Source organism: Undibacterium sp. Dicai25W (assembly GCF_049340505.1).
Classification (GTDB): Bacteria; Pseudomonadota; Gammaproteobacteria; order Burkholderiales; family Burkholderiaceae_D; genus Undibacterium; species Undibacterium jejuense.
In genome coordinates this window covers 60,061-73,771 of record NZ_JBMPOQ010000014.1, presented here as the reverse complement: position 1 = coordinate 73,771, position 13,711 = coordinate 60,061, and the positions used below count along the sequence as shown (strand labels likewise).

The 13,711-nt window shown below is 46.9% G+C and carries 13 protein-coding genes; 9 read left to right on the top strand and 4 right to left on the bottom strand.

Going from position 1 to position 13,711, the window contains the following annotated elements:
• The first annotated feature begins 8 nt into the window (after positions 1 to 8).
• The 4 genes from pcnB (at position 9) to ACO0KY_RS14825 (ending at position 3,895) form a co-directional block, all read left to right on the top strand.
• Complete coding sequence (pcnB, locus tag ACO0KY_RS14840) at positions 9 to 1,364, top strand: polynucleotide adenylyltransferase PcnB (RefSeq protein ID WP_423047295.1); 1,356 nt, start codon at positions 9 to 11, stop codon at positions 1,362 to 1,364.
• Positions 1,361 to 1,855 carry a 2-amino-4-hydroxy-6-hydroxymethyldihydropteridine diphosphokinase gene (gene folK / locus ACO0KY_RS14835; RefSeq protein ID WP_423047293.1) on the top strand — a complete coding sequence of 165 codons (495 nt, stop codon included), beginning with the start codon at positions 1,361 to 1,363 and terminating at the stop codon, positions 1,853 to 1,855. The genes pcnB and folK overlap by 4 nt, the downstream gene beginning before the upstream one ends.
• A 157-nt stretch (positions 1,856 to 2,012) precedes the next feature.
• Positions 2,013 to 2,825, top strand: coding sequence for a 3-methyl-2-oxobutanoate hydroxymethyltransferase (panB, locus tag ACO0KY_RS14830; protein WP_423047291.1), 813 nt, complete (start codon positions 2,013 to 2,015; stop codon positions 2,823 to 2,825).
• Between the two features lie 299 nt (positions 2,826 to 3,124).
• Positions 3,125 to 3,895 (top strand): TorF family putative porin, encoded by a 771-nt coding sequence (locus ACO0KY_RS14825; RefSeq protein WP_423047289.1) that lies wholly within the window; start codon positions 3,125 to 3,127, stop codon positions 3,893 to 3,895.
• Between the two features lie 110 nt (positions 3,896 to 4,005).
• Here the strand turns inward: ACO0KY_RS14825 and psrA are convergent, their stop codons facing one another.
• The 4 genes from psrA to phnD form a co-directional block, all read right to left on the bottom strand.
• On the bottom strand, positions 4,006 to 5,103 hold the full coding sequence (gene psrA, locus ACO0KY_RS14820) for an iron-containing alcohol dehydrogenase PsrA (protein ID WP_423047287.1): 1,098 nt from the start codon (positions 5,101 to 5,103) through the stop codon (positions 4,006 to 4,008).
• A 103-nt stretch (positions 5,104 to 5,206) separates the two neighbouring features.
• Complete coding sequence (gene phnE, locus ACO0KY_RS14815) at positions 5,207 to 6,031, bottom strand: phosphonate ABC transporter, permease protein PhnE (protein WP_423047286.1); 825 nt, start codon at positions 6,029 to 6,031, stop codon at positions 5,207 to 5,209.
• Positions 6,028 to 6,831 carry a phosphonate ABC transporter ATP-binding protein gene (gene phnC / locus ACO0KY_RS14810; protein ID WP_423047284.1) on the bottom strand — a complete coding sequence of 268 codons (804 nt, stop codon included), beginning with the start codon at positions 6,829 to 6,831 and terminating at the stop codon, positions 6,028 to 6,030. The genes phnE and phnC overlap by 4 nt, the downstream gene beginning before the upstream one ends.
• On the bottom strand, positions 6,828 to 7,688 hold the full coding sequence (gene phnD, locus ACO0KY_RS14805) for a phosphonate ABC transporter substrate-binding protein (RefSeq protein WP_423047282.1): 861 nt from the start codon (positions 7,686 to 7,688) through the stop codon (positions 6,828 to 6,830). The genes phnC and phnD overlap by 4 nt, the downstream gene beginning before the upstream one ends.
• Positions 7,689 to 7,846: 158 nt before the next feature.
• On the opposite strand from phnD, the gene ACO0KY_RS14800 reads away from it, so the two are divergent.
• From ACO0KY_RS14800 to kdpC, 5 genes are all read left to right on the top strand, one after another.
• Positions 7,847 to 8,731 (top strand): LysR substrate-binding domain-containing protein, encoded by an 885-nt coding sequence (locus ACO0KY_RS14800; RefSeq protein WP_423047280.1) that lies wholly within the window; start codon positions 7,847 to 7,849, stop codon positions 8,729 to 8,731.
• A gap of 298 nt (positions 8,732 to 9,029) precedes the next feature.
• The gene (kdpF, locus tag ACO0KY_RS14795; protein ID WP_186913766.1) at positions 9,030 to 9,119 is read left to right on the top strand and encodes a K(+)-transporting ATPase subunit F; all 90 of its coding nucleotides are present in this window, start codon (positions 9,030 to 9,032) and stop codon (positions 9,117 to 9,119) included.
• Positions 9,119 to 10,936, top strand: a complete 1,818-nt coding sequence (kdpA, locus tag ACO0KY_RS14790; RefSeq protein ID WP_423047278.1) for a potassium-transporting ATPase subunit KdpA — start codon at positions 9,119 to 9,121, stop codon at positions 10,934 to 10,936. Before kdpF ends, kdpA begins: the two co-directional genes overlap by 1 nt.
• Before the next feature lie 13 nt (positions 10,937 to 10,949).
• Positions 10,950 to 13,031 (top strand): potassium-transporting ATPase subunit KdpB, encoded by a 2,082-nt coding sequence (gene kdpB / locus ACO0KY_RS14785; protein ID WP_423047276.1) that lies wholly within the window; start codon positions 10,950 to 10,952, stop codon positions 13,029 to 13,031.
• Positions 13,032 to 13,055: 24 nt separating this feature from the next.
• A complete protein-coding gene (gene kdpC, locus ACO0KY_RS14780; protein ID WP_423047274.1) occupies positions 13,056 to 13,625 on the top strand; it encodes a potassium-transporting ATPase subunit KdpC in 570 nt (189 codons plus the stop codon).
• The last annotated feature ends 86 nt before the right edge of the window (positions 13,626 to 13,711 follow it).

Sequence of the window (13,711 nt, the reverse complement as noted above, 5' to 3'; positions counted from 1 at the left end):
CGCAAGCAATGATTAAGAAATTTATCCGCAAAATACTCGGTGTAAAAAATTCCGCTGAGTCTGGCAAAGCTAATCCTAAGCCAACCATGTTGACCGCCAAAGAGCATGGCATCAACCCCAAATTGGTATCAGCCAACGCCATCCGCGTCACGCAGACTTTACAAGAGAACGGTTTTAAAGCCTTTATCGTCGGCGGTGCCGTGCGTGACCTGCTAACCGGCGTCAAGCCAAAAGATTTCGATATTGCGACCAATGCGACACCTGAGCAGGTAAAGCGTTTGTTCCGTCGCGCCTTCATCATTGGCCGCCGTTTTCAAATCGTCCACGTCATGTTTGGTCAGGATTTGCTCGAAGTAACAACCTTCCGCGGGCCGTCCAATGACGCGCCCCCCAAAGATGAACATGGGCGCGTGTTGCGCGACAATACGTTCGGTGAACAGCATGAAGATGCTGCGCGCCGCGATTTCACGATTAACGCAATGTATTACGATCCTGCATCACAAACGGTGTTCGACTATCACGGCGGTATTAAAGATATCCGTAAAAAGACACTGCGCATCATCGGCGTTCCCGAAGCACGTTATCGAGAAGACCCAGTACGCATGCTGCGCGTAGTGCGCTTTGCAGCAAAGCTGCAATTTGAAATTGATGCCGCAACCCGGGCACCGATCGGCGTCATGGCACCGTTGATTAACAATGTTCCAGCCGCTCGCGTATTTGATGAAATGTTGAAATTGCTGACCAGCGGACACGCAATGGCATGTTTGCAGCAATTACGCAAAGAAGGTTTACATCACGGTCTGATGCCCCTGCTAGACGTGGTGATGGAACAACCTTTAGGTGAAAAATTTGTCACACTGTCACTCGCCAATACCGACGAACGTGTACAACAAGGCAAACCAGTTTCGCCGAGCTTTTTGTTTGCGTCATTGCTTTGGCATCAAGTGCTGGAAAAATGGGATGCTTACAAAGCCGCGGGTGAATTCCCTATCCCGGCCTTGCATCTGGCCGCCGATGATGTGCTGAATGCGCAAACAGATGCCTTGGCTATACAACGCAAAATCGGCGCGGATATGCGTGATATCTGGGCTATGCAACCACGTTTTGAAAAACGCGTCGGTAAAACACCCTACAAAATGCTGGAACATCAGCGTCTGCGCGCTGGCTATGATTTCTTGCTACTACGCTGCGCCAGCGGTGAAATTGATGCTGAAATCGGTGAATGGTGGACCGGTTTCATCAACGGCGATGCTGAACAGCGTGAAAAGCTCATCAACACTAAGCCTAAAGCGAGTGGCGCACCTGCCGCAAAAAAACGTAAGCCGCGCCGACGTGCGCCAAATAAGGCAAAAGCCGAAGAATGATTAAATCGTACATTGGCATCGGTGCCAATCTGGGTAACGCACGGCAAACCGTAAGAGAGGCGATTGACCAGCTTGCACACATAGCAGGATGCAAACTAACGAGCGCTTCCACCTTGTATAGCAGCGCACCGATAGATTCCAGCGGCGACGACTACGTTAATGCGGTCGTCGAGTTACAAACAAGTCTGAGTGCGCAAAGTCTGCTGGAGGCCTTGCAAGCGATAGAACTGACATTTGGTCGTGAACGCCCGTATCGTAACGCCCCACGCACACTGGATCTGGACGTATTACTCTACGGCACAGAAAAGATAGCCACGGAAACCCTGACCGTGCCGCATCCGCGCATGACCGAACGTGCGTTTGTGCTGCTACCTTTAGTGCAAATTGCACCAGATATTAGTATTCCAGAACACGGAAAAGCAGCTGATTTACTCGATAGCGTCAGGGATCAGGTAATTTTTCAATTAGCAGATAGCGAAGTAACGCCTTAATAGCAAAAATAGAATTTGAGTTAGACTGCGCAACACGAGTGCACAGCTTGGCTCATGAATGTCAACTCAATAATAAAATCGTAGTCTGAGGTTATGGTGGAGACCAAACCAGCTGTCACAAAAAAATCAAATGGCAGCATCACCTTTGGAGAAAAGAATGGCTGAATATTTACAAGATCGTAAAGCTGTCAGTGTTCCTGGCTTACAGAACATGAGAGTTCAGGGCGAGAAAATCACCATGCTGACTTGTTATGACGCGAGTTTCGCAGCACTCATGGACCGCTGTGGTGTCGATATTTTATTGATAGGCGACTCCCTCGGTATGGTTTGCCAGGGCCACGAATCGACTTTACCAGTGTCGGTAGCAGATGTTGCTTATCACACTGCGGCTGTGGCACGTGGCAATAAAAAAGCTTTAATCGTCGCTGACATGCCGTTTGGCAGCTATGGGACACCAGAGACCGCGTTCCAAAACGCCGTGCAACTAATACAAGCTGGTGCGCAAATGGTTAAACTTGAAGGGGGTAACTGGCTAGCACCGACGATCAAATTTCTGACCGAACGCGCAATTCCGGTTTGCGCACATCTAGGCCTGACGCCACAGTCTGTCAATGTATTAGGTGGCTATAAAGTACAAGGAAAAACCGACGCCACCGCAGGTTTACTCAAAATGGAAGCCTTGGCAGTACAAGCCGCAGGTGCCAGTTTGCTGGTTTTAGAAGCAATTCCAGCAACTTTGGGTAAAGAAGTGACTGATAGTTTAGATATACCTACTATTGGCATAGGCGCTGGTGTTGATTGTTCTGGTCAGGTGTTGGTCATGCACGACCTGCTTGGTGTTTTCCCAGGTCGTAAAGCGCGCTTCGTGAAAAATTTCATGGAAGGTCAAACCAATATCGACGCCGCAGTATTGGCCTATGTTGCAGCAGTAAAAGACAAAACCTTCCCTGCACCCGAACACTGTTTTTAACACACCAACTACTAACTGCGCCCAAAGTGCAATAAAAATTGCCCCCCCTGAAAATGAGGCTGGGGCAATTTTTTAATCTTTTCAACGCTCACTCGGCTAAAAAATATTTCCAAAATGGATTTTTTGGATCAGAAACCGACATTTTTGGCACAATTTCACTCGTTGATGCTTTTTTTACAAATCCAGGTTTACGCGATCTATACATTCACCTAGACTATCTTTGCACCGTTTTTACACCTTCACCGTTATTCTGACCACTATCAAGTCGCCATGTTGGCGGCGATAAAAAGGAAGATCACATGAAGAAAAATATCCTGTTTTTGAGCGTCATTGCTACTCTCATTTCCTCTGGCGCTGCATTTGCAGATGAAGTTAAACCAGATAACGAAGTTACTTTCAACGCCAGCCTGGCAAGCGACTATCGCTATCGTGGCATCTCTCAAACACGTTTAGACCCAGCATTACAAGGTGGGGCAGACTACACCAACAATCCGACTGGCTTGTACGCTGGTACCTGGTTGTCGACAATCAAATGGATTTCTGACACACCAGGCGCTGGCAGCACTCCGGCAGAGTGGGATATCTACGCTGGTAAACGCGGTGAAGTAACAAAAGACATCTCTTATGACGTCGGCGTACTGGGCTACGTCTATATCAACAATAATCTGACTAACGTTGGTTTAAAAGATGCAAACACACTAGAAATCTACGGTCAGCTCGGCTACGGTCCTGCGTATATCAAATACTCTCACGCAGTAACACCATTGTTCGGTATCGTTGACAGTAAAAACAGTGGCTACCTGGACGCAGGTGCAAATATCGAAATCAGCGAAGGTTTAACACTGAACCTGCACGTTGGTTACCAAAAAGTACAAGGCATGAACTCCAGCGCTGCGACTTACACTGACTACAAAGTCGGCGTCAGCAAAGAATTTAAACAACTGGGTGGCGTTGTCGTCAGCCTCGCTGCTGTCGGTACCAATGCAGACAAAACATTCTATGCTTCTGCTGCGAATGGCAAATTCATGGGTAAAAACAGCGCAGTATTGATGGCTACAAAAACCTTCTAATTTAGTCTCCCATAAAAACAAGGTGGGTTTCTCCTCCCTGCCTTGTTTTTTATTTGCAATAGCAATTCAGTAAAACCCCTATCCCCATCTACATCTCCCATTCCGCATTTTTATGCTGTCCGGGCAACGCGGTTGCTGATAAAGTTGCGTCCCCGCGCACCAAGTAAAGCATCGCCAACCATACTGTCCCAGCTTTCTTTAATCCCATATGCATTCGGATTAGTACTTACTTCTAAATTTTCCAAAAATGTTGTCAGTGCAATGATCGCATCAGTAGCATTATTAACCTCAAAAATATTAAGCAAACAAGCGTCGACCTCAGGATCATAAGCGAACGCTAATCGCATCACGTGCGGCAAAGAAAAGGAACAGGCAATGCCGTGTGCCACGCCATGATGCAAAGTAATGTCATACGAAAGCGCATGCGCCAATGCTGTTTTGGTATTGGAAAATGCTAATCCGGCTTGCAATGCAGCCGTCGCCATCAGTTCACGCAAGTGTAACTGTTGCGGCTCTTTCATTAAAAGTGGCAGCGTTTTGATGATGCTGTGCGCTGCAGACGCCGCAAGACTCATAGAAACGGGATTGCGATGAATATTCCAAATAGATTCTAATGCATGCGACAGGGCATCCAACCCACTCGCCAGCGTTACTGCAGGTGGCAGACTGAGCATCAAACCGGGATCGATGATTGCCACCTCTGGCCAGGTCCAATCCTGATGCAAAGAATATTTTTTATTCGCATCTGTGTCCCAGATCGTCGCCCATGGCGTTACTTCACTACCTGTACCAGCGGTAGTAGGAATAGCAATTAAACGCTTAGCGTCAACACCGGATAATGCAACGCCATCACGTAAGTGGGCAGCGATTTCTGCAAAGCCTCCAGAAGCAGTTTTAGTTAATATCGCTTTGGCGCAATCAATCACGCTACCGCCGCCTAAGGCCAACAAACATTCAACATCCGGATGAGCAGACCAGATTCGTTCATACATAGTTGCCAGCCAGCGCACATCAGGATTCGGCAAGACGTCCGACTCAATCGCGACCAACTGATCACCCAATAAGGCGCGGACACGCGCGGTCAACCCAATTTGTTCCGCTTCTTTAAATGTAATCAATAAGGCACGCCGACCTTGCAACACCTGTGGCAGATGGACGAGACTATCCAGTCCCGCGTGGATCGCCACCGGATTATAAAAATTCCACATAATATTTTCCAAAGAATGCGGCGATGCCTCTAGATCTAGATCAATATCTACATCAGCATCAACCGCTTTGATTTGTAATAGGCCAGAACGTCGTTAAAAGCAATCAGTGGCTACCGTCTTGAATCGCATAACGTAGTCGGCTAGACACGGTATCGGCAATCACTACCATCAACGTCACGACAATGATGCAACTCGCGGTATCCTGATATTTAAACAGCTTCAGGCTATTCACCAGCTCAAATCCAAGACCTCCTGCGCCCACCATACCCAGCACCGTCGCCTGTCGTAAATTGACTTCAAAGCGATATAAAATAATGGCAATCCACGCCGTCAAAACTTGCGGAATCACGCCAAACGCGATCACTTGCAAAGGTCGGGCACCGGTCGATCGCAAAGCTTCCAAAGGCCCTTCATCTATCTCTTCTATGCTTTCGGCAAAAAATTTTCCTATCATGCCAATGCCATGTAAAGCCAAAGCCAACACGCCAGGAAATGGTCCGAGTCCCACCGCAGAAACAAAAACCAAAGCCAAGATCAATTCGTTGATACTACGAATCACATTCAACAGCTGACGCACCGTTTGATATAAATAGCGGTTCTTGTTCAGATTTCTGGCGGCTAAAAAAGAAATCGGAATAGCGAAAAATAGCCCCAACAAGGTGCCCCAAATTGCGATCTGTACAGTCTCAATCGCTGGTTTGAGTAAATTCCCCATAACCTGCCAATTGGGAGGAAACGAGCGCTGTAAAAAATCTGCAATCTGCGGCAAACCACCCGCCAATTCATTCCAATTCAGTTCTGTTCCCTGCGCACTCCAACGCAGCACATAGATGACCGTCACCAGAGTAGCAATTGATATTAACCAGGATCGCAAGCCGCTTGGTCTTGGCGCAATCCAGACATGGTTTTTATAGCTGGCAAATTTCATGATGCAACTCCCTGTACCAACAGTTCTGTTGATGTATTGGTCTCTGCGGTTACAGGTAAAATTTGAGGAAAGGTTGTACCCGAATAAATCAAATTTAATGCGCTGTCGCGTAACTCATCACTCGTGCCGTCAAACACCAACTTGCCACCGGAAAGTCCGACAATACGGTCACCAAATTCACGCGCATAATCGACCTGATGTAAATTACAAATCACCGTGATACCCAGTTCATCACAAGCAGCACGCAAATAGTGCAACACCATGCGTGAGGTTTTGGGATCCAAACTAGCCACGGGTTCATCAGCCAGTATCACCTTGGGTTTTTGTGCCAGAGCACGTGCAATCCCTACCCGCTGTCGCTGCCCGCCCGACAATGCATCGGTTCTGGCATGGGCTTTGTGATCAAGCTCCACACGCCGTAAACAATCCATCGCCAGTTCCACATCCGCTGTCGAGAACCATTGGCAAATCGATGCAAACACTGACATTTGTCCTAACCGGCCAGTCAAAACATTTTTCAATACAGACAAACGCAACATAACATTGTGATGCTGGAATATCATCGCAACCTGCTGCCTCAAGTTACGATATTGCCGCGTATCCATGGCATCAAAACCCACAGCTTGCAACTCGCCAGCATCCGCTTGTACTAAGCCATTGATACAACGTAACAAAGTAGATTTGCCCGCGCCGGATGGTCCAAGAATGACAAGAAATTCACCCTGTTTTACGTCGAGATCAATTCCGCGCAAAATGTGGTTGTCACCATAGTACTTGTGTAATGCTCTAATGCGTATCATTTCATGGTCTTCAGGTTCAGGTTCAAAATCTGTGCAGTCTCACGAACCGGATTGTAGGCAGCATCATTAGTCTTCTGAAAGCCGTTCAACACACCTTGGTCACCCCATTCGAGATTTTTGACATTCGCAAATGCAGCTGCAATTTTCACCTTTAATTCAGGCGACAAATCTTTGCGCCAGACCATCGGTGACTCGGGAATATCCGGTGAAGTCCAGACAATATTGAAATCACTTTCTTTCACGGTACCACTAGCGATGGCTGCGAAATAAATGCGATCAGCTACGGCGGCGGCATCTACCTTTTTATTGGCGACGGCAAGAATACTGGCATCATGCGAACCAGAGAAAATCACACGAGAAAAAAATTTATTCGGATCGATACCATTTTTTTGCAAACCAGCTGCCGGAAATAAATGTCCCGATGTGGAAGTCGGATCAACAAATGCCATGGTGTGGTCTTTGAGTTGATTCAAATCTTTGAGATTACTGTCTTTACGAACAATGATCAGGCTCTTGTAAGAGCTTTTACCGGTTTTCTTAGTTTCAGCAACGGCAAACGCTTCCACGTTAGCAATACTGCTGGCGAGTACATAAGAAAATGGTCCCAGATAAGCAACATCAAGTTTTTTGGCGCGCAGTGCCTCTATGATGCCGTTGTAATCCGTTGCAATAAATGGCCTTACTGTCATGCCTGTCTGCGTTTGGATGCTGTCCATCACAGCTTTACTATTTTTTAACATTGCCTGAGCATCTTCAGATGGAATCAGACCAATAGTCAGAGTTTCAGCCGAAGCACTAAGGCTGCTAAAGGATAATGCCAGGAGGAGAGCAGCGAAGCGTCGTATGGTTTTTTTCATCATTTTTCTCGCAAGCAGGATAAAAGAAATTAAATATAACTGACCAACATTTTGGTCAGGTGTAGAAAGTATAAAAAGCAATTGTGACTAGTTCATTATTGATATAATCAAAAAAATCATATCAAACTATAGATAAAATCTATACATTAAATCGATATATGACCCCAAGCCAACTCCGCGCGTTTTTAGTCGTTGCCCGCCATGGCGGTTTTAGTGCTGCTGCACGTGTGCAAGGCGTTAGTCAACCGACGCTAACAGCCCAGGTTCAGGCGCTGGAAAAGCAATTTAATGTCGAACTTTTTCATCGCCGTGGGCGACGCCTGCAATTGACCGACACGGGACAGCGCTTGCTTCCTATTGCCCAAAAGATTGCGGAATTAGAAGTCGATGCGCATAGCTTGTTATGTAATTCCGGCGAGTTAAATACCGGACATCTGAAAATCGGCGCGGTCGGGCCTTTTCATGTGGTGGAGATCATTGATGCATATCGACAGTGTTATCCGAATATCGAGTTATCCGTTCGCCTGAGTAATTCGGTCGATACCTTGAACGATCTGGAAAATTACGTCACTGATGTGGCAGTTTTAGCGAGCTATAACGATGATCCGCGCTTTATGGCGATCCCGTACGCAGAACATGCGGTAGTGTTATTTGCCCATGTCAACCACCCGTTTGCCAAACGCGATGTTATTTCTTTGAGCGAGCTACAGGGGCAAGCTTTGATCATGCGCGAACACGGTTCCAAAACACGCCTGGAATTAGAAAGTGTACTAAAAGCTGCTGGCGTAACGCCACGTATTGCAATGGAAATAGGCAGCCGTGAAGCACTACGCGAAGCAGTCGCACGCGGGCTAGGTTTAGGCGCTGTTTCTGAGGCTGAATTTGTTCCAGATCCAAGAATTCACCGCCTCCGCATTGAAGGCGATCCGGTCGTCACAAAAACCTATGTCTACTGCCTTGCCGAACGCAAAGAGAATCGCTTGGTGAAATCTTTTCTTGAACAAGTTAACTTAATAAAAAGTCAGCATTCAAAAACAGCGTAAATATGTACCGTTACGAGGAAAAGTCGACTCAATTGATGAGAGCCGCTCCGGTGTTAATCGAGCAGGCACCTTTCGTAAAAATGGACTTTTGACCATATATATAACGACGTTTACACATTTTTTATACAGCACCATTCAAGCTATACGACATCTTTATCCCATTTTCCATATCGTGCTAACTGTCATTAAAGGAATTCACTGGAGGTCATATGGAATTTTTATATTTGGGATACATGCTGGTATTTGCAGTATGTACATTTGCCCTGATCAAGGGTTGCAGCCATCTTGGAGGCGGCTTATGAGCCTGTTTCAAATTATCGCAGCGGTAGTTTCCGCTTTGTTGTTGGTTTATCTGGTGTATGCCCTGTTGAAACCGGAGGCATTCTGATGAATCACTCAGCCTTTTTCCAAATCGCACTGTATATGGTGGTACTGACAGTACTTGCCGTGCCTTTGGGTCTGTATATCAATAAAGTCATGAGCGGCGAAAAGAACGCCCTTTCATGGTTGTTGCAACCTGTAGAAAAATTCTTCTACAAAATTTTCGGAGTTGATCCTGCTGAAGAAATGTCGTGGAAGCACTATGCCGTCACATTAATGGCATTTAACGTCCTTGGCGTGATCGTAGTTTATGCCTTGCAACGTCTGCAACTAGTTTTACCATTGAATCCTCAGGCTTTGCCTGGCGTTGGTACGGACTCATCGTTCAATACAGCGATTAGTTTTGTCACCAATACCAACTGGCAAAGTTATACGCCAGAAACCACCATGAGTTATTTGACTCAAATGACGGGTTTAAGCGTACAAAACTTTTTCTCCGCTGCGACAGGTCTGGCCGTCGCAGTTGCACTGATTCGCGGTTTTGCACGTCACACCGTACAAAGCATCGGTAATTTTTGGGTTGATCTGACACGCGGCACTTTGTACATTCTGGTTCCGTTGTCGTTTGTATTTGCTGTTGGATTTTTGAGCCAAGGCGTGATCCAAAACTTTGACGCCTACAAAACTGCGCAATTAGTTGAAAAGCTCGACTACACCATTCCTAAAGTCGATGCTGCTGGCGCACCAATCAATGATGCGGCTGGTAAACCAGTCATGGAAGCGCAAAGCACGACGACACAAACTTTGCCTATGGGTCCGGTCGCTTCACAAGAAGCGATCAAAATGGTCGGCACCAATGGTGGTGGTTTCTTCAATGCGAACTCCGCACATCCTTATGAAAACCCAACGCCGTTTTCGAACTTTTTACAAATGATCGCGATCTTTATTATCCCAGCGGCATTGTGTATCACGTTCGGCAAAATGGTAGGTGATAAACGTCAGGGTTGGGCAATTTTTGCAGTCATGGCTATCTTGTTTGTGACGTTTGCCGGTATCGCTATCGTCGCAGAACAACAAGGTAATCCGGTGTTCGCAAAATTAGGTCTCGATCAGGCGATGAACAGTACGCCAGCAATGTCTCAGGCTGGCGGCAATATGGAAGGGAAGGAAACTCGTTTCGGTATCGCAGCTTCTGGCTTGTTCGCAACAATTACCACAGCAGCATCCTGCGGCGCCGTGAACTCTATGCATGATTCATTTACACCGATCGGCGGCATGGTACCACTGGTATTGATGAAGCTGGGTGAAGTGGTGTTTGGTGGTGTCGGTGCAGGTATGTACGGCATGTTGATTTTCGCGATCATGGCAGTGTTTATTGCGGGCTTGATGATTGGTCGTACGCCAGAATATCTGGGCAAGAAAATCGAAGCATTTGAAATGAAAATGATCGCCATCACTATTCTGATTGGCCCATTGTTGGTACTGGTTGGTACGGCGATCTCGGTCATGGTTGCAGATGGTAAAGCAGGCATATCAAATCCGGGTGCGCATGGCTTCACAGAAATTTTATATGCGTTCGTCTCTGCAGCAAATAACAACGGTAGCGCATTTGCAGGTTTGAATGCAAACACACCGTTCTATAACACGATGTTAGCAATTGCAATGTGGTTTGGTCGTTTCTTCATCATCATTCCTATTCTGGCAGTTGCCGGTGCGATGGCACGTAAAAAACGTCTGGCAGCGACTGCAGGTACCTTGCCTACGCATGGCCCGCTGTTTGTCGCTCTGCTGCTCGGTACAGTGATTATTGTAGGTGCATTGACCTACATCCCTGCATTGGCGCTCGGTCCTATCGTTGAACACCTGACCATGATCGCCCAATAAAAGAAAGAAGAAAATGAGCCATAAAGTCGAATTATCGTTGCTGAATTCCAGCATAGTAAAACCAGCGATTGTCGATGCTTTCCGCAAATTGCAACCACAAATCCAGATGAAAAATCCGGTTATGTTTGTGGTGTATATCGGTAGTATTCTGACCTCCGCATTAACCGTTCAAGCCTACGTCAGCAAAGGCGAAGCACCAGCAGGTTTCATTCTTGCTGTCAGTTTATGGTTGTGGTTTACCGTCCTGTTTGCCAACTTTGCAGAAGCATTGGCAGAGGGCCGTAGTAAAGCTCAGGCAGAATCCCTGCGTGGTGCTAAACAAGATGTACGCGCTAAAAAACTGGCGACAGCTAAACGTAACGCACCACAAATGTTAGTCAGTGGTTCGACCTTACGCAAAGGCGATATCATTCTGATCGAAGCCAATGACGTCGTACCAGCTGATGGTGAAGTCATCGAAGGTGTTGCTTCTGTCGATGAATCCGCGATTACCGGTGAATCTGCACCCGTCATCCGCGAATCCGGCGGTGACTTCAGTGCCGTCACTGGTGGTACCCGTGTATTGTCTGACTGGATCATCGTACGCGTGACTGTCAATCCAGGGGAAGCATTCTTGGATCGTATGATCGCCATGGTCGAGGGTGCGAAACGTCAAAAAACACCAAATGAAATCGCCTTGACGATTTTGTTGGTCGCATTGACTATCGTGTTCCTGTTAGCGACTGTCACTTTGCTGCCATTCTCCCAATTCAGCGTTGAAGCTTCCGGTGCTGGTACACCAGTAACCATCACCGTATTGGTCGCATTGCTGGTGTGCTTGATCCCAACGACCATTGGTGGGTTGTTGTCAGCGATTGGTGTGGCGGGTATGAGCCGTATGATGCAAGCCAACGTGATTGCAACTTCTGGTCGTGCGGTTGAAGCAGCTGGTGACGTTGACGTTTTGTTGCTGGACAAAACCGGTACGATTACTTTGGGTAATCGTCAGGCGTCCACGTTCTACCCTGCCCCAGGCGTAACTGAAGAACAATTGGCAGATGCAGCACAATTGTCTTCGCTGGCAGATGAAACACCAGAAGGTCGTAGTATCGTTATTCTGGCGAAGCAAAAATTCCAATTGCGTGAACGTGATATTCAAGCGCTGGGTGCAGAATTCATCCCCTTTACGGCACAAACCCGTATGAGTGGTGTTGATCTGAACCAGGCTGGTGTCGTTCGCAAAATTCGTAAAGGCTCTGTCGATGCGACCCGCAAATACTTCACTGAAATGGGCCATAGTTTCCCACAAGCAGTGATAGACACCGTTGATCAGGTTGCACGCCAGGGTAGTACACCTTTGGTGGTCATTGATGACCAACGTGTCATGGGTGTAATTGAGCTCAAAGATATCGTGAAAGGTGGTATCAAAGAACGCTTCGCCGAATTGCGCAAAATGGGTATCAAAACCATTATGATCACCGGTGACAATCGCTTAACAGCTGCTGCCATCGCGGCTGAAGCAGGCGTGGATGATTTCCTGGCGGAAGCAACACCAGAAGATAAATTGAAATTAATCCGTTCCCATCAGGCCGAAGGCAAGTTGGTGGCGATGACTGGTGACGGTACCAACGATGCCCCAGCACTGGCACAAGCTGACGTAGCGGTAGCGATGAACAGCGGTACTCAGGCAGCGAAAGAAGCCGGTAACATGGTCGATCTGGATTCTAACCCAACCAAATTGATCGAAATCGTTGAGATCGGTAAGCAAATGCTGATGACACGCGGTTCTCTGACGACCTTCAGCATTGCCAATGACGTTGCTAAATACTTCGCGATTATTCCTGCGATGTTTGCCACAACCTACCCACAGTTGAATGCATTAAATCTGATGCATTTGACCAGCCCGGCAAGTGCGATCATGTCGGCAGTTATTTTCAATGCATTGATCATCGTGTTCTTGATTCCATTGGCATTGAAAGGTGTTAAATATCGTGCCCTGGGCGCTGATGTTTTATTGCGTCGTAACTTACTGGTCTATGGTGTAGGTGGTTTGATCGTACCGTTCATTGGTATTAAATTGATCGACATCATCCTTACCATCTTTGGTCTGGTATAAAACGAAAAGAATCGAAAGCACATCATGAAAATTTTACGTCCCTTAGTCGCTTCCTTCGTTTTGTTGACCGCAGTGACCGGCATCGTTTATCCATTAGCGGTAACAGGTGTAGGCAAGGTCGCTTTTAACAATCAGGCGAATGGCAGTATTATCGAAAAAGATGGAAAAATTTTAGGCTCGAAATTAATTGGCCAAAATTTCTCTGATCCAAAGAATTTTTGGGGCAGACCATCCGGCGCTGGTACTTTTGCTTACAATGGTCTGGCATCTGGCGGTTCTAACCAGGGTCCAACTAATCCAGCATTGAAAGCAGCTATCGAAGATCGCATCAAGGCATTGCACGATGCAGACCCAGAGAACAAAGCAGCAATTCCTGTTGATCTGGTCACAGCATCAGGTAGTGGTTTGGATCCTGAAATCAGTCCAGCGGCAGCAACTTATCAAGCGCAACGTGTAGCAAAAGCACGCGGCTTGAAAGTGGAACAAGTCCGTGATTTAATTGCAAGCAACACTAAAGAACCACAATTTGGCTTATTTGGCGAAGCACGCGTTAATGTACTTGAACTGAATCTGGCGCTTGATCAATTGCATTAAGTTGTTATAAATCAGAAATACATTGTGCATGCAATCGGCATGCACAATAATCCTGCCCGGTCTTGCATAGTCTTACCGGGCAATTT